Source organism: Klebsiella sp. 1SOBk10mer (genome assembly GCF_046602535.1).
GTDB lineage: Bacteria > Pseudomonadota > Gammaproteobacteria > Enterobacterales > Enterobacteriaceae > Klebsiella > Klebsiella quasipneumoniae.
In genome coordinates this window covers 20866-37912 of the sequence record NZ_JBKIUP010000006.1, presented here as the reverse complement: position 1 = coordinate 37912, position 17047 = coordinate 20866, and the positions used below count along the sequence as shown (strand labels likewise).

General features: G+C 56.6%; 14 protein-coding genes. 6 read left to right on the top strand and 8 right to left on the bottom strand.

All coding sequences use genetic code 11. The features are described 5' to 3' along the window. The first annotated feature begins 114 nt into the window (after positions 1 to 114). Together degQ and degS are read left to right on the top strand one after the other, a co-directional pair. Entirely contained in the window at positions 115 to 1482 is a 1368-nt protein-coding gene (degQ, locus tag ACLH1I_RS16400; RefSeq protein ID WP_017899931.1) for a serine endoprotease DegQ, read from the top strand. A gap of 87 nt (positions 1483 to 1569) precedes the next feature. Beyond that, a complete protein-coding gene (gene degS, locus ACLH1I_RS16395; RefSeq protein ID WP_002918568.1) occupies positions 1570 to 2628 on the top strand; it encodes an outer membrane-stress sensor serine endopeptidase DegS in 1059 nt (352 codons plus the stop codon). A 135-nt stretch (positions 2629 to 2763) separates the two neighbouring features. Here the strand turns inward: degS and mdh are convergent, their stop codons facing one another. After that, positions 2764 to 3702 (bottom strand): malate dehydrogenase, encoded by a 939-nt coding sequence (gene mdh, locus ACLH1I_RS16390; protein WP_004206230.1) that lies wholly within the window; start codon positions 3700 to 3702, stop codon positions 2764 to 2766. A gap of 414 nt (positions 3703 to 4116) precedes the next feature. On the opposite strand from mdh, the gene argR reads away from it, so the two are divergent. From argR to yhcN-B, 3 genes are all read left to right on the top strand, one after another. Continuing rightward, positions 4117 to 4587, top strand: a complete 471-nt coding sequence (gene argR / locus ACLH1I_RS16385) for a transcriptional regulator ArgR (RefSeq protein WP_002918625.1) — start codon at positions 4117 to 4119, stop codon at positions 4585 to 4587. A 372-nt stretch (positions 4588 to 4959) separates the two neighbouring features. After that, positions 4960 to 5223, top strand: coding sequence for a peroxide/acid stress response protein YhcN (gene yhcN / locus ACLH1I_RS16380; protein WP_017899932.1), 264 nt, complete (start codon positions 4960 to 4962; stop codon positions 5221 to 5223). A gap of 99 nt (positions 5224 to 5322) precedes the next feature. Beyond that, the gene (yhcN-B, locus tag ACLH1I_RS16375; RefSeq protein WP_002918627.1) at positions 5323 to 5589 is read left to right on the top strand and encodes a DUF1471 family stress response protein YhcN-B; all 267 of its coding nucleotides are present in this window, start codon (positions 5323 to 5325) and stop codon (positions 5587 to 5589) included. A 50-nt stretch (positions 5590 to 5639) separates the two neighbouring features. Here yhcN-B and ACLH1I_RS16370 read toward each other — a convergent pair whose 3' ends face one another. The 4 genes from ACLH1I_RS16370 to aaeX all read right to left on the bottom strand — a co-directional run bounded on the left by ACLH1I_RS16370 (position 5640) and on the right by aaeX (position 9111). Then, positions 5640 to 5915 carry a barstar family protein gene (locus tag ACLH1I_RS16370; RefSeq protein WP_004206232.1) on the bottom strand — a complete coding sequence of 92 codons (276 nt, stop codon included), beginning with the start codon at positions 5913 to 5915 and terminating at the stop codon, positions 5640 to 5642. A gap of 79 nt (positions 5916 to 5994) precedes the next feature. After that, positions 5995 to 7962: a p-hydroxybenzoic acid efflux pump subunit AaeB gene (gene aaeB, locus ACLH1I_RS16365; protein WP_004206233.1), complete on the bottom strand. Its 1968-nt coding sequence runs from the start codon at positions 7960 to 7962 to the stop codon at positions 5995 to 5997. A gap of 5 nt (positions 7963 to 7967) precedes the next feature. Then, entirely contained in the window at positions 7968 to 8900 is a 933-nt protein-coding gene (gene aaeA, locus ACLH1I_RS16360; protein WP_004206234.1) for a p-hydroxybenzoic acid efflux pump subunit AaeA, read from the bottom strand. 7 nt (positions 8901 to 8907) lie between these two features. Continuing rightward, positions 8908 to 9111: a p-hydroxybenzoic acid efflux pump operon protein AaeX gene (gene aaeX, locus ACLH1I_RS16355; RefSeq protein ID WP_002918640.1), complete on the bottom strand. Its 204-nt coding sequence runs from the start codon at positions 9109 to 9111 to the stop codon at positions 8908 to 8910. A gap of 131 nt (positions 9112 to 9242) precedes the next feature. Here aaeX and aaeR point away from each other — a divergent pair, with 131 nt between their 5' ends. Next, the gene (aaeR, locus tag ACLH1I_RS16350; protein ID WP_151628889.1) at positions 9243 to 10172 is read left to right on the top strand and encodes an HTH-type transcriptional activator AaeR; all 930 of its coding nucleotides are present in this window, start codon (positions 9243 to 9245) and stop codon (positions 10170 to 10172) included. 35 nt (positions 10173 to 10207) lie between these two features. Here the strand turns inward: aaeR and tldD are convergent, their stop codons facing one another. From tldD to rng, 3 genes are all read right to left on the bottom strand, one after another. Beyond that, a complete protein-coding gene (gene tldD, locus ACLH1I_RS16345; RefSeq protein WP_017899933.1) occupies positions 10208 to 11653 on the bottom strand; it encodes a metalloprotease TldD in 1446 nt (481 codons plus the stop codon). A gap of 88 nt (positions 11654 to 11741) precedes the next feature. After that, the gene (gene yhdP, locus ACLH1I_RS16340) at positions 11742 to 15539 is read right to left on the bottom strand and encodes an AsmA2 domain-containing protein YhdP (RefSeq protein WP_198079836.1); all 3798 of its coding nucleotides are present in this window, start codon (positions 15537 to 15539) and stop codon (positions 11742 to 11744) included. A 37-nt stretch (positions 15540 to 15576) separates the two neighbouring features. Next, complete coding sequence (gene rng / locus ACLH1I_RS16335) at positions 15577 to 17046, bottom strand: ribonuclease G (RefSeq protein WP_004206239.1); 1470 nt, start codon at positions 17044 to 17046, stop codon at positions 15577 to 15579. Between the last annotated feature and the right edge of the window lies 1 nt (position 17047).

The following is a 17047-nucleotide window of genomic DNA, read 5'->3' as shown; positions in this document are numbered from 1 at the left end:
TTCCCGGCTACAATTTAAACCAGTCCCCACATTGTTACCTGCGCAAAAATTCAATAACATCAGCTTGTTCAGGACATTTTTCCATACACCTCAGATTACGAGAGCCAGCATCTAATGAAGAAACAGACTTTGCTGTTGAGTGCGTTAGCGTTAAGCATTGGGTTATCGTTGTCGGTTCTGCCTCCGGCAGCAGCATCCTTACCGACTCAGGTGCCCGGCCAGGGCGCGTTACCAAGCCTGGCGCCGATGCTGGAAAAGGTCCTGCCGGCGGTAGTCAGCGTGCAGGTGGAAGGCACTGCCTCGCCGACGCTCAATATGCCAGAAGAGCTGAAGAAATATTTTGGCGATAACGCCCCGCAAGAACAGGCGCAGCCGTTTGAAGGGCTTGGCTCCGGCGTCATCATCGACGCGGCGAAAGGCTACGTGCTGACCAATAACCACGTCATCAATCAGGCGCAGAAGATCAGCGTCCAGCTGAACGATGGCCGTGAATTTGATGCCAAACTGGTCGGCAGCGATGAACAGAGCGATATTGCTCTACTGCAGCTGATTAAGCCGTCAAACCTGACGCAAATCGCCATTGCTGACTCCGATAAACTGCGCGTCGGCGACTTCGCCGTCGCCGTCGGCAACCCGTTCGGCCTTGGCCAGACCGCCACCTCCGGCATTATCTCTGCCCTTGGCCGCAGCGGCCTGAACCTTGAAGGGCTGGAGAATTTCATCCAGACCGATGCCTCCATCAACCGCGGCAACTCCGGCGGCGCGCTGTTGAACCTCAACGGCGAGCTTATCGGGATCAACACCGCGATCCTGGCGCCGGGCGGCGGCAGCATCGGCATCGGCTTCGCCATCCCGAGCAACATGGCGAAAACCCTCGCCGACCAGCTCATTCAGTTTGGCGAAATCAAGCGCGGCCTGCTGGGCATTAAAGGCATGGAAATGAGCGCCGATATCGCCAAGGCGATGAACCTCAACGTTCAGCGCGGCGCCTTCGTCAGTGAAGTGCTGCCAAACTCCGGCTCCGCCAAAGCGGGGATCAAATCCGGCGACGTCATCGTTAGCCTGAACGGCAAACCGCTGAACAGTTTTGCCGAGCTGCGCTCGCGCATTGCCACTACCGAGCCGGGGACCAAAGTCAAACTGGGCCTGCTGCGCGACGGAAAACCGGTCGATGTCGAAGTGACGCTGGATAAGAGCACCTCCTCCACCGCCAGCGCTGAGCTGATTATCCCGGCTCTGCAGGGTGCCTCGTTTAGCGACGGTCAGATGAAAGATGGTACCAAAGGGGTGGTGATCGATAATGTCGATAAAGGCAGCGCCGCCGCCCAGGTCGGCCTGCATAAGGATGACATTATCATTGGCCTTAACCGGGAGCGTATTCATTCGATTGCCGAACTACGCAAAGTGCTCGAAGGCAAACCGCCGGTCATCGCCCTGAACGTGATCCGCGGCAACGAAAGCATCTATCTGCTGCTGCGCTGATTGTCTCCCCGGACATCGCCGCCATGTGCGATGTCCGGACAACTCATGCTATGCTGCGCCTGACCATTCATTAACGATATCTGCATCATGCCTGGAAAGTTATTACGTTCAGTACTCATCGGTTTGCTTGTCGGGGGCCTGCTGTTGGCCTTGATGCCTTCGCTGCGCCAGTGGCAGCTGGCGCCGACCACTCAGAACGATACGGCAGACGACTCCCCTGCGAGCTATAACGCCGCCGTACGCCGCGCGGCGCCCGCCGTAGTGAACGTCTATAACCGCGCCCTGAACAGCACCAGCCATAATCAGCTGACGCTTGGCTCCGGGGTGATCATGGACCAGCGCGGCTATATCCTGACCAACAAGCATGTGATTAACGATGCCGACCAGATTATCGTCGCGCTGCAGGACGGCCGGGTCTTCGAAGCGCTGCTGGTAGGCTCCGATTCCCTGACCGACCTCGCGGTGCTGAAGATCAACGCCACCGGCGGGCTGCCGGTGATCCCGATCAACCCGAAACGCACCCCACATATTGGCGATGTGGTGCTGGCGATTGGCAACCCCTATAACCTGGGACAGACCATCACCCAGGGGATCATCAGCGCCACAGGGCGCATTGGCCTCAACCCCACCGGGCGCCAGAATTTCCTGCAGACTGACGCGTCGATCAACCACGGTAACTCCGGCGGGGCGCTAGTGAACTCCCTCGGCGAGCTGATGGGCATTAACACCCTCTCCTTTGATAAGAGCAACGACGGCGAAACGCCAGAAGGCATTGGTTTTGCGATCCCGTTCCAGTTAGCGACCAAAATTATGGATAAGCTGATCCGGGATGGCCGGGTGATCCGCGGCTATATCGGCATTAGCGGCCGGGAGATCGCCCCGCTGCACGCGCAGGGCGGCGGGATCGATCAGATCCAGGGGATCGTGGTTAACGATGTCGCGCCGGACGGACCGGCCGCACAGGCGGGGATCCGCGCCAACGACGTGATCATCTCCGTGAATGACAAACCTGCGGTCTCTGCACTGGAAACGATGGATCAGGTGGCCGAGATCCGTCCGGGATCGGAAATTCCGGTAGTCATCATGCGTGATGATAAGAAAATCACGCTCCATATCGCCGTCCAGGAATACCCGGCCACCAACTAAGCGGCTCTCCGGCTGGGGGCTACGTTATTTGCCAGATGCCGGATCGGCCGGGAATCTGACCAGAAGCCCGGTCACCATGAATGCAAGGCAATAAAAAGCCGGAACAACGGTTCCGGCTTTTTTGCACGTGCGAGGTTACTTGTTAACGAAGTCTTCGCCGAGCGCGATATCTTTCTTCAGGGTGTCCAGCATGCCTTCCAGCGCCTGTTGCTCAAAGGCGCTGAGTTTGCCGATAGACTGACGCTCTTCCACGCCGTTTTTCCCCAGCAGCAGCGGCTGGGAGAAGAAACGCGCATACTCGCCGTCGCCTTCCACGTAGGCACACTCCACTACACCTTTTTCTCCCTGCATGGCGCGAACCAGAGAGAGACCAAAGCGCGCAGCCGCCTGACCCATCGACAAAGTCGCCGACCCGCCGCCCGCTTTCGCTTCCACGACCTCGGTACCGGCGTTTTGAATGCGTTTAGTCAGATCGGCCACTTCCTGATCGCTAAAGCTGACGCCCGGGATCTGCGACAGTAAAGGCAGAATGGTGACCCCGGAGTGACCGCCAATAACCGGGACTTCCACCTCGGTTGCCGATTTACCTTTCAGCTCCGCCACAAAGGTATTGGAGCGGATGATGTCCAGCGTAGTCACGCCGAACAGTTTGTTTTTATCGTACACGCCAGCTTTTTTCAGCACTTCGGCGGCGATAGCCACGGTGGTATTCACCGGGTTGGTGATAATGCCGATGCAGGCCTGCGGGCAGGTTTTGGCAATCTGCTGCACGAGGTTCTTAACGATACCCGCATTCACATTAAACAGGTCTGAACGATCCATGCCGGGCTTACGCGCTACGCCCGCGGAGATCAGCACCACATCAGCGCCTTCCAGCGCTGGGGTAGCATCTTCACCGGAAAATCCTTTAATTTTTACATCTGTGGGGATATGACTTAGATCTACCGCCACGCCCGGCGTAACCGGAGCGATGTCGTACAACGAGAGCTCTGAACCTGAAGGCAGTTGGGTCTTAAGTAGTAGGGCAAGCGCCTGGCCGATACCACCGGCAGCGCCAAGGACTGCAACTTTCATCCTAAACTCCTTATTATGGTTAATTTAGTCTTTCGTTATTCCGTCGCCTGGACCTTAATTCACAAGATGAACAATTACAATGATTATGGCTGAAGAATGCATGATTGTGCGTAGCAATAGAACAGCGGCGCACGTTATGCTTCCTGACTGACCATCCAGCAAAGCGAAGTACCGGATCGACTATTGGTTACAATACACCCAGCCAGTTGCGCAAAACAACACCAACTCAATAACATTTCATTTACTTTTACATGGCTTTAAGCGTTGTGATGAGAACATGTTCCTTATACGGTTTTTTTGCTAAAATATGCCCCCTTCATAACATTATTGACCTATCCCTTCGCGGATTATTTGCATAAAAATTCACGGTTATGCATAATGATGTTGATTTTACCACCATAATCTGGGTGACTTATGCGAAGTTCGGCAAAACAAGAAGAACTGGTTAAAGCGTTTAAAGCGCTGCTTAAAGAAGAGAAATTCAGCTCGCAGGGAGAGATCGTTCAGGCGCTGCAGGAAGAGGGCTTCGAGAATATCAACCAATCGAAGGTTTCCCGCATGCTCACCAAATTTGGCGCGGTTCGTACCCGTAACGCCAAAATGGAAATGGTCTATTGCCTGCCTGCCGAGCTTGGCGTGCCGACCACCTCCAGCCCGCTGAAAAATCTGGTGCTGGATATCGACTATAACGATGCCGTCGTGGTGATCCATACCAGCCCCGGGGCAGCGCAGCTGATCGCCCGTCTTCTCGACTCGCTGGGCAAGGCGGAAGGTATTCTTGGCAGCATCGCCGGGGATGACACCATCTTCACCACGCCAGCGCGCGGTTTCACAGTGAAAGATCTGCACGACGCTATCCTGGTGCTGTTCGAACAGGAACTCTGAGCATTCCCCTCTGGCAACCGTCAGAGGGTGGATTACTCCCTCTTCTCTCTCCCCCTTTCAACTCAACAAAAATTTAACATTTTGTGTGATTTAGCCTGTCTATACGTTCTTTTACGTAAGGCAAACGCCTAAAACGCACAAAAGATCAAAATCGTATACCTTTATGATTTTATTAGAAATAAAACTTATCTCCGTCTACGACTTGTCATTTTTAATTCTTATCGGTTATAAAAAGCGCAATCCATTGTAACTATTAACGCACAAAACAATTAGCATGGTATTAATATTTTTGGTGATTAGTGTATACTTGTTTTTGTGATGAGGGTCACGAAACAAAGACCCTCAACAAAAAGATTCGACGAGGTGAACATCATGAAAATCAAAACCACTGTAGCAGCTCTCAGCATCCTGTCCGTCATGTCGTTTGGCGCTTTCGCCGCTGACGTTATCAACAGCGAGCAGGCCCAGGGCCGCGAGGCCATCGGCACAGTATCCGTCGGCGCGGTAGCATCATCCCCGATGGATATGCATGAAATGCTGAACAAAAAAGCGCAGGAAGAAGGAGCTTCTTCTTACCGCATTATCGAAGCCCGCACTGGCGACCACTGGCATGCCACTGCTGAGCTGTATAAATAAGTTTTAGATCGTCAACGATTAACCCGACAAAAATTCTCTACCGCGGCCCGGCCTCATTCATCGCCCCGCCGCGGTAAAACAAAGACTGGAGTAAAGATTATGAAACGCGCAATGATCATCGCATCCCTTGGCCTGGCTTCCCTTCTCTCTTTCGGCGCAAGTGCGGCCGTTCAACAAGTGAACGCTGAACAAGCACAAAACCTGCAGTCCATGGGCACCATCTCGGTTTCCCAGGTAGGTAGTGCGCCAATGGACATGCGTCAGGAACTGGCCGCTAAAGCCGAGAAAGAAGGCGCCAGCAGCTACCGTATTATTGAAGCACGTACCGGCGATAGCTGGCACGCCACCGCTGAGCTGTACAAATAAACCCTCGTCGTCTTATTTCGACGACTTGCCCCCGCCTGCCGGGGGCTTTTTTATGCCTGCCGGGCGTTAAAACGTAACTCCCCCTCCAGCTCTTCCTCTGCTTCATCAAATAATAAAATTAATGCCCCAAAGCGCCGACGCTGCTTGTCATTTAAATGGATGAACTCAATGTCCAGCGGCAGCGGCAGCAGCCCACCGGTCACCGCGTCCCATAGCGAATCAAGGTTGTTGACCTTATCCTGAGCCAGGTCGAAGGTCCGGGAGAACTCCCGGTAGAAATCCTGTTGCTCGGCGATTTCGTCAAAATCAAACGTATAGGTGGTCATGACAGCCCCTCCCGCTTCTCTTCCTGTCGCCGTTAAGTATAGCGATAAAAAAACCGACGCCTGGGCGTCGGTTTATGGGTTAACTGCTGGTCAGCACATGCTGGTACTTGTGCAACATCTCAACCAGTCGCCGTACCGGCTCGGTCACCTGCGGCGAAGCCTCCCAGACCCGCAGCTTCTCCTGATAAACATCAAGCTCCGCCAGCAGCCGGGTAAAGTAGCGCCGACGCTTATCATCGCTCCCGGCGGAGATCACATGATCCGCAGTACGTCGCAGCTGGCGATGGAACGCCGACAAATCCTCGTTCACCGGCACGGGCGCATCGCGCAGGCGCTGGTGGGCAATGATTAACGTCAACGCCAGACGGAAACGGGCGACATCGCCGGGAAATTTGTTGAGCAACAAAAACAGCTGCTGATAGAGCGCGGGCAGATGATTCTCTTTGCGACGCGCCGAGTTGGTGGTCAGCGAAGAGACCGCCGCGGAGACAAACTGGTTCAGCAGCACCCGACCGGTTCTGGCCCGGGAGTTATCCCTGACAATGAGAATAACCATCAGAGCGAGGAAACAGCCGACGATCTGCCCCAGCGCGCTATCGAGGAACTGGCTGAACTGGAACTGCATCGGGTTATCCAGCACCAGAATGTTGATGGTGCTCGCCAGCGCTCCCAGCGATCCGAGGCGCCTTTTCTGCACTTCGATACCGATAAAAAACGCCATCGCCGCCAGGCTGATACAGAGCAGCAGCATACTCTGCTGCGTCGCCGGCATGATCACCAGAAAGTACAGGGTACCCAGCGGTAACGCCGCCAGAGTACCGTAGAGGAAGTCTATCGCCACCATTCTCGGGTTAGGTAGACGCATCGCCAGCGCGGTAACCACGGCAATCATTACCATCGCCCCGCTGCCTGAGGTCCAGCCCGTCCACAGCCAGAACAGCGTCCCGAGGATACAGGAGACGGAGGTGCGCCAGAAGTTCACCATCGCGTGGTGACGCTCGGCGGACTCCACTTTAACCACCGTTTCACCGCGCAATACACCGTCTTCGATGCGGCTGATTTTGGTATTGCCCACCACGCCACGCTTAAGCAGCAGGTAACGGGTGGCTGCGCCTACCCAGCTGTAGATGGTGACCGGCGTATTATGCTCGCCTTTCCAGGTCAGGAAGCGACGCATACGCTTCAGCTGCTGGTGAACATCCTGCACTGTCTCAACCGGCTCAGCAAACAGCTCGCGGTAGTCGTCCGTCACCATTTCCGGTCGCGAGTTCTGAATCAGGTAGGTTTCGCAAGCCTGGGTGATAAGCGTTAGCGAGAGGGTATTGATCGCCTTCAGGCGTTGATTCGCCTTAGCCCAGCGAGAGGATTCCATAATCAGGTTACTGCGCATGCCTTCCAGCGCCGTGGTACGACGCACCAGCGCTCCCCAGGCCTGATCCACTTCCTCTTTTTCGCCGTGCGCAACGCATAACTGCATCAGCTTATACTGGGCAATCAGCAGGTTATCCAGCTCAAGGTCGATCTCTTTTTTAATCGAACGCGGGGAGAAAAGCAGATCGGCGACGATGGCGCTGACAATCCCGATGACAATTTCGCTGCAGCGCTCAACGGCAAACTGCGGCGCCAGCATCGGATCGGTGTGGATGGTAATAATGATAATCAGCGCGGTGTAGCCGGCCAGTCCCCAGGCATAGGAGTTTTCGACCTTGACCAGCGACGAAACCCAGGTACAAAACCCGGCCCACAGGCAGCATACCAGCATCATCAGCAGAGGGGCGCGGATCATCAGGATGATGATAACCAGCGCCGCAATACAGCCGATAAAGGTCCCGGCAATACGCAACATGCCGCGATAGCGGATCGCGCCGGAGTACGGCTCTCCCCCGGCGGCAAAGGCCGGGCCAGCGGCGACGATTGCCGCGGTCAGCACCGCCCAGCGCGGCGTTTCGAGCTGAAAATGGAAGCCGACGAACAGCGCCAGCACCACCGCGCATGCAAGCTTAATGGCAAAGCGGAGATGCTGGGGAGCAATAGTATATGTCCCCATAGCGATTAACCGAATTCGCGCAGGCGCATAGCCAGTTTCTGGAAGAAGTTGGCCTGGCTGGTATCACGGTCTTCTTTACCGGTGATCACCACCGTCGCCGTCGTGCCCGATGGCCACAGATTCCCCTGCTGGTGGTCAAGACGAATACGTACCGGCACACGCTGCGCCAGACGCACCCATTCAAGGTTGGAATCCACCGAGGCCATCCCTTTCGAGTCGCTGCTGCTGCTGGCGTTGGTTACCCCCGCAGCGATACTGTCCACCGTGCCTTTAATGGTTTTGCTGCTGCCAAGCGGGGTAATTTCCGCCCGATAGCCAGGACGGACGCCTTCCAGTTTGGTCTCTTCCAGATAGGCCATGACGTAAAATGTATTCTCTTTCACCAGCGCCACCGCCGTGGAGCCGCGGGTGATAAATTCCCCGGTATAGACGTTAAGGTTGGTTACCCAACCATCCGCAGGGGCGCGAATCTCCGTGCGCTCCAGGTCCAGTCTGGCCAGGTCGCGGCTGGCCACCGCTTTCGCCAGCTGATGCTCAACCGTCTGCAGCACATTGTTCGCCTGGTCAATCTCTTCCCGCGACATCGCCTGGACGCCAAGCTTATTACGCCGACCGGCTTCGACACGTTTTTCCTGGGCTAACGTCTGGTAGTAGGCGACATCGGCTTCCGCCTGCGCCAGCGCTTTTTGGTAACGAGGCTGGTCAATAACGAACAATACCTGGTCTTTCTTAACCAGTTGGTTATCCTTGACGTTTACCTGGGAGATCAGCCCGGAGACGTCGGGGGCAATGGCCACAATGTCGGCGCTAAAGCGCGCATCCCGCGTCCACGGCGAGGCGGTGTAGTAAACCCAGGCGCGGAAAATCGCTACGAAGGCCAAAATGACCAGTATCACGGTAATAGCAGTACGGAGGATATTTCTTGTTAGTGTTTTCACATCAACCTCAAACGAACAAGCGCGATATCAAATAAAAAAGGCAGCAATATAGCGCCGTATTAAACAGTGCAGGGTGCCAGACAAAATCGTAAATGCCGGTTGGAACCAGCAATCGGTGCACCAGCCAGAAGATGGCCAGCGACAACAGCAACTCGAAGAAGATCGGCGGAAACGATAAGCCGAAAATCACGATGACAGGAAACAGACTCATGATGACCTTGAATAAGAAGCGTACAGGTAGTGAGCAGATGCGTTTATTATGTAGCTAACAATATATTAACGTAACGATTGCCGCATTATCTACAATGTGTGATCTAAATCACTTTTAAGCCAGAGTGAATAATGGAACGATTAAAGCGCATGTCCGTTTTCGCCAAAGTGGTCGAATTAGGTTCCTTCACCGCAGCGGCCCGCCAGCTTCGGATGAGCGTTTCCTCAATCAGTCAGACCGTCGCCAAACTGGAAGATGAACTGCAGGTGAAGCTGCTCAACCGCAGCACCCGCAGCCTTGGCTTAACGGAAGCGGGTAAAATTTACTATCAGGGCTGCCGTAGGATGCTGTTTGAAGCGCAGGATGTCCATGAGCAATTATACGCATTTAACAACACCCCCATCGGGACGCTGCGTATCGGCTGCTCTTCAACTATGGCACAGAATGTTCTGGCGCGCATAACGGCGAAAATGCTGAAAGAATACCCCGGGCTCTCCGTCAATCTGGTCACCGGCATACCTGCGCCGGACCTGATCGCCGACGGTCTTGACGTGGTGATCCGCGTGGGTGCCCTGCAGGATTCCAGCCTTTTTTCCCGCCGCCTGGGATCAATGCCGATGGTATTATGCGCCGCGAAAAGCTATCTGGCGCAGGCTGGCAATCCGGAGAAACCGGCCGATCTTACCGGGCATGCCTGGCTGGAATATAGCGTGCGGCCGGACAATGAGTTTGTCATTATCGCGCCGGAAGGGATCTCAACCCGCCTGACCCCACAGGGGCGCTTTGTGACCAACGACCCCATGACGCTGGTGCGCTGGCTGACCGCCGGGGTGGGTATCGCCTATGTGCCGTTGATGTGGGCGATCGAAGAGATCAATCGTGGTGAGCTTGAGATCCTGCTGCCGAGCTACCAGTCCGATCCGCGGCCGGTTTACGCCCTGTACACCGAAAAGGATAAACTGCCGCTGAAAGTGCAGGTCTGTATCAACTATTTGACAGAGTATTTTGTCGACGTGGCGAAGATCTATCAGGGGATGCACGGGAGAGGGATCGCCCGCTGAAGCGGTTCCCGGCGACGCCGGGAACCCGGTCAGGATCAGGCGGTGCCGCCGACGGTAAGATTATCGACCTTCAGGGTCGGCTGGCCAACGCCCACCGGCACGCTCTGGCCCTCTTTGCCACAGACGCCGACGCCGTTATCCAGACGCAGATCGTTACCCACCATCGAAATCTGCTGCATGGTCTCAATCCCGGAGCCGATCAGGGTAGCCCCTTTCACCGCCTTCGTGACCTTGCCTTTTTCGATCAGATAGGCCTCGGAGGTGGAGAAGACAAACTTACCGGAGGTGATATCCACCTGCCCGCCGCCGAAGTTAGGCGCGAAGATACCGTAGTCCACCGACTCGATAATCTCCTGCGGCGTGGACTGGCCCGCCAGCATATAGGTGTTGGTCATACGCGGCATCGGCAGATGGGCATAGGATTCACGGCGGCCGTTGCCGGTCGGCGCGACGCCCATCAGACGCGCATTGAGTTTATCCTGCATGTAGCCTTTCAGGATGCCGTTTTCGATCAGCACATTGTATTGACCCGGCGTGCCTTCATCATCGATAGCCACTGAGCCACGACGATCGACGATGGTGCCGTCGTCCACGACGGTGCACAGTTCAGAGGCGACTAATTCCCCCATATGGCCGCTGAAGACCGAGGTGCCGCGACGGTTGAAATCGCCTTCCAGGCCGTGACCGACCGCTTCGTGCAGCAGGACGCCAGGCCAGCCGGCGCCGAGCACCACCGGCAGCATTCCCGCCGGGGCGGCGACCGCCGAGAGGTTAACCAGCGCCATGCGCACCGCTTCTTTCGCCCAGGCGTCGGCCCGCACTTCGCCCTCCTGAGAGGCGAGGAAATAGTCATAGCCAAAACGCCCGCCGCCGCCGCTGCTGCCGCGCTCGCGTTTGCCGTCCTCTTCCACCAGTACGCTGACCGAGAGGCGCACCAGCGGACGAACGTCCGCGGCCAGAGTGCCGTCGGTGGCGGCCACCAGAATCAGTTCATAGACGCCGCTCAGGCTGGCCGAAACCTCCTGCACACGCTGATCCGCCGCGCGAGCGACTTTGTCGACCCGGCGAAGAATATCCAGCTTCTCTTCCCGGCTCATACTCTGCAGCGGGTCGATGCTGGTATAGAGGGCGCTGTGCTCTACGGTGCCGAGGGTCTGTACTTTGCCATTGCCGGTCTCGCGCACAATGGTCCGCGCCGCCTGGGCGCTCTGCTCCAGCGCCAGCTTGCTGATCTGGTCAGCGTAGGCAAAGCCCGTTTTTTCGCCGCTGACGGCGCGCACGCCTACGCCCTGGTCGATATTGTACGACCCATCTTTAATGATGCTGTCTTCCAGAACCCAGGATTCGTGATAGCTCGACTGAAAATAAAGATCGCCGTAATCGAGGCGGCGCTCGGTCAGTTGACCAAGAATGGCAAACAGGTCCTGATGATTCAGGCCATTTGCCGACAGTAATTGTTCACTTACCAGGTTCAGACTCATCGTTATGCTACTCGTTTGTTGCCGCCTGACAGGCGGAAATACAGAAGGCTATCTATTGAGATTGCGGCAATTCCCGGCAATCGTCAAATCATTGCTTTTTGTTGCTGCGCGCCTGGCGCAGCACTTCATTGATCTGCGGCTGGTCAATCGGGCCGGTGATGCGATAGCGCAGTATCGAGACTTTATTCCACAGCGGCCCCAGCACCTTGCTGGCGGCAAACACCGCCGCGCCGACAATCGGGTTGACAGCAAAAGCCGCCGCCACGCCGACGGTCGCGGAGATCTCCGGCGCTACCACCGCCTGCAGATCCAGCTGGCGACGCACCAGATCGACCGACCCTTTCATGGCAATGTCCGCCTCCAGACCATCCACCAGCGTATCATCGGTATGCAGTACGCCATCCTTAATCCATGCCGTACTGTTAATCGAGTCAAAGTAAAAACCTTCGCTGAAGGTATCGCTGAAGTCGAAGCGCAGTTTGCGCAGTAGGGCATCGACGCTCAGCAAACGCAGCAGCTGGCCTGCATGTCCGGTACTCAGGTCGGTAAACTGCCCCTTGCCGAGGTGGCTTTTAATGATCCCATTGAGCGAGGCGACATCGGGTGACCAGGGCGGCGCGCGCCAGTGGAGATCGTAGTCGATATCAAACGGCGAATCCTTCACCGGTGTGGAAACGCCAAAGAAATCCGCAAATTCATCCGTTTTATTGCCATGCAGTCTGCCTTTCAGCGAGGTGCGCACCCCGGAAGGGGCGTTAACCCACACGCCGTCGGTCGTCAGCCGGCCAAACCCGGTATCCACCAGGCCGTTGGAGAGCGTTAAGGTATCGCCCTTGATCGTCACATCGCCGTCGATGCGGCCATATTTTTGCCCCCACAGCCAGCATTCCGCGCAGCGCAGTTGCAGATCGGGCCAGCCGTGGAAATCCAGCCGCGTCTCCGCCTGAGAAGTCACGTTCTCCGTTCCGCCCTTGCCGCTGGCGCTGGCCGGGTTGAAATAGAGATAACGCACATTTGCCAGCCACGGGGCATTGTCGCGCATCGTCAGGGTGGCGTTGATCTCACGCCCCTGCGCCTCAACCTGCGAGCCGCCGGCGACCGGCTGCGACATCAGGCTGACGTTGTTCCATTGCTGGCCGGCCAGCGCCAGCGACGGCGTACGCAGCACAATGCGCGGTGGAAAGAGGACGCTGCTGCTGACTTCATTCGCCGCGCCCTTCTGGAACAGCGCCAGCCACTGCGCGCCATCCATCGGCGGCAGATTGAGTTCAACGCCGGGCTGGTCGGGCAGCGGAGAGAGGCCTTTGCTATCCGTCGTGAGGATCGCTCTGTCCAGCGTCAGCTTACGGTTCAGCAACCAGCGGCTGTTGATATGATTCTTCGCGCCAACGGATCCGGTCAGGTCGAAGCTGCTCAGACCGCCGGCGACGTTAATTTTGACCGGCAGGGGTTCGCCAGCGGACTTGTTGACCGGTGAAGGTAAGTGACTGCTCACATTCTTCAGATCGCCATTGATATCAACCTTATAGCTGGCATTGCCATGGTACGGCAGTTCGATAGCGACCTTGCCATCCCACGGAACGCTACCGCTCAGCGTCTCATTAACCGCTTTCGGCAGCAGTCCGGTGCGCGACGGCTGCCAGCTGGCGTTCATCCCGACATCCACCAGAAACGCTTTTTCGCCTTCGCGGGTGGAAAAATTGAGGTTCAGCGGCTGATTAAACCAGGTCGCGCTCAACGTTTGACTATTGAGATCGCCATTCACAAAGCTGAAATTACCGCTTAGGTTCTGCAACGTAGTATCTAATGGTTTGATAAACAAGGTATTATTCTGCAGCCGTACATCGCCTTTCGCGGTGGTCATCTCGCCATCGAGGGGGATATTCAGATGTAAGCGAGCGCTCACATCCCCATCCAGCTGCAGGGAATCCAGCGCTGCCCCGAGCGACGCTTTCAATGGCGTGGTGTTGAAATAAGGGCCCACCTCTTTGCCCGGGCCTTTGATGTCAGCATCAATCAGCAGTTTTTCCTGCGCATAATCCGGGATCACGGCATCGAGATTGCTGGCGGTCACATTGCCGAGCATCGCTTTATCCGCCCGCATCCACAGGCCGCTGTTGATAAAATTGAGGTCGATATTCAGCCCGGTCAGCGCCGGCCAGTCCGGTTGAAAAGCGAAAGTGGCATTCTTCAGCGGGACGTAAACCTGGAACTGGCCTTCATTGTGCGGATACGGGAACAGATGTGGGTTACCGCCATACACCAGCGTCGCATCGCGGGCCTGCCCGGCTTTAATCGCGCCGCTGAGATAGTCCACCAGCGCTTTGCCCATCAGGTTTTCCGGGAAGTAACGCCACGCCTGGCCGCCATCGTTGGTGCTGATCCCCGCCAGAATGCCCAGCCACGGATCGTCCCCCTGCGGTTGCAGATAGCGGAAGCCGCCGCGGGCGCGTACCCCCGTCGCCTGCACGTCAATATCGCGGCCATCAAGCATAAAGCCTTTGTCATTTTTCACCCAGCTGAGGGTGGCTTCGCCAGCGGCGATCTCCAGCGGGGCCCGGAAAACTCCGGCATACGGCATTTGCGCCTTCGTCATGCGGGCGCGCAGTTCCCCGTGCTCCACGCTGCCATTCAGGCTGCCGGAAAAGTGTTCCGCTCCCGGCAGGAGTTTCCACTGCTTCCACGCCAGATCGCTCCACTGCGCCTGAAAGCGCGTTTTCTCCGTCGCCTGCAGGGGAATATCGAGAGCCAGCAGATTGATTTTGCCGCTGGGCTGCGTGGTACGCCAGAGTTCGCCCAAAGAAGGCGCCAGCTTATCGGCAAACGGCTGCAATCCGCTCAGGCCACTGAGCGCTAAATTGCTGGCGCGAATACGTAATTCATCGCTACGCTGATGACCGTCGCCACCGACATCCTGCCCCGGGATCCACGCCATCGCCAGCGCGCCGCTTGGCCACGGTTTATCGTCGATCGCGATCCGCGTATCGGGAATATAGAAGCCCCAGCTCTGCTTGTCGTGAGAGAGATGCGCCGTCAGGTTATCCACTGACAGATGATGAACCTCGCTATCCCCTTGCCAGCTGGCGCCCCCTTTTTTCAGCCATACGTCGCCGCTGGCTACATCGCCTTTTTCAATAGTCATCCAGCCTTCGAGGCTGAAGCGGGCGCTTTTCAGCGCGATATTGTCCTGCATCCAGCGGCCCAGCCAGGGTTTGACGTCAATATCGTCAGCCTGCAGCCAGACCCGGCCTTTATTCAGCAGGCCATCCTCATCGCGGAGATCCATCCGCACCTGCATGACGCCATGCTGGCCGGTGAGACTGGAAAGGCTGAGCTGCCCCTCGGCGCGGTGACGGTTCCTGCCGTTAAGCCAGGTCAGCTGCGGGACCGCCAGCTCCGCCCGCTGATCAGAAATGGTCAGGAAGCTCAGATGGCTGTCGCGCAGAGTAAAGTGGTCGAACTGACGTAAAAAGAGATCGCTGATGCGGTCGGTTTTCAGACTTTCGCCGCCGTCATTGGTCTGAATCGGGGTATTGGTATGGACCTGCAGCTGCCAGAAGGTGAGATCGCGAAACTGCCAGCGCATATGCAGCAGACTTTGCCAGACGTCCAGCGCCAGGGTCACGCGCTTGACCGCCATTGTCCCGCCATCCTTAAGCCCAACATGAATATCGCGGACATCTAATGTTGGGCCAAAAGTTTGCCAGCTGGCGGCGATCTGCGAGGCATCCACCGGCGTGCCGGTGAGGGCGGAGATTTTCTCCAGCAGCTGCGGACGCCAGGCGTCGAGCTGCGGCAACACGAGACGCAAGCCACTCACCAGCAGCGCGACGATAACAATCAATGTTGCCACGGTGAGCAATAAAATCCCGGGCAGTCGCCTCACGCCTCTCTCCTTGTCAGCCGCACAATGACGCGGTGTATTACATCATAACCACATCGAACTGCTCTTGATTATAGAGCGGCTCAATTTGTACCTTCACCTGCTTGCCGACAAAGATCTCCACTTCAGCCAGCGCATGCGACTCTTCCCCTTTCAGGGTTTCCGCCACCGCAGGGGAAGCATAGACCAGGAAGCGATCGGAATCATAAGCATGATGCACGCGAACGATCTCACGCATAATCTCATAGCATACCGTTTCCACGGACTTTACCGTTCCGCGTCCGTGGCAGGTCGGGCATTCGTTGCACAGCACATGCTCCACGCTTTCGCGGGTGCGTTTCCGCGTCATCTCCACCAGACCCAGCTGGGAGAAACCGTTGATGCTGGTCTTCACCCGGTCTTTGCTGAGGGCCTGCTCCAGGGAGTGCAACACCCGCCGGCGATGGTCTTCATTGTTCATGTCGATGAAATCAATGATGATAATGCCGCCGAGGTTACGCAAACGCAGCTGGCGGGCTATCGCCTGGGTGGCTTCGATATTGGTATTGAAGATAGTATCGTCAAGATTGCGGTGCCCAACAAACGCCCCGGTGTTGATATCGATGGTGGTCATCGCCTCGGTCTGGTCGATGATCAGATAGCCCCCGGACTTGAGCTCGACTTTACGCTCCAGCGCGCGCTGAATTTCGTTCTCAACGTCAAAGAGATCGAATATCGGCTGACGGCCGCTGTAGTGTTCCAGCTTGCTGGTCATTTCCGGAATATATTCGGCGGTAAATTCCAGCAGCGCCTCATAGGTCAGCCGCGAGTCGACGCGAATACGATCGAGATGCGCATCGGCAAAATCCCGTAGCACGCGCTGAGCCAGGGCCAGCTCGCCGTACAGCTGATAGCGGGTCTGGTTGCGCTTTTTGCGCTCCATCACTTTGGTCCATACGCGCTTAAGATAGGCGGCATCGGCGGCCATCTCCTGCTCGTGGACCCCTTCCGCGGCGGTGCGAATGATAAACCCGCCCTGCTCGTCGCAGTACTCTGCCACGACCTTTTTCAGCCGCTCGCGCTCGGCTTCGCTTTCAATCCGCTGAGAGACCCCCACGTGGGAGGCGCCTGGCATAAAAACCAGATAGCGAGAAGGCAGGGTAATATCGGTGGTCAGACGCGCGCCTTTGGTACCGAGCGGATCTTTAACCACCTGAACCATCAGGTCCTGGCCCTGACGCACCAGCTCCGAAATATCGCGCACGGTAAACTGCTTTTGCTCCTCACCGGCAACGCATTCGGTATGCGGCATGATATCGGAGGCGTGGAGGAACGCCGCCTTATCCAGACCAATATCTACAAAAGCCGCCTGCATTCCCGGCAGCACTCGGCTAACACGACCTTTGTAGATATTGCCTACTATCCCGCGTCGCGCTTCACGCTCAATATGGATTTCCTGCAGAATACCGCCATCAATATACGCAACGCGCGTTTCGGATGGCGTTACGTTCACTAATAATTCAGCCGTCATC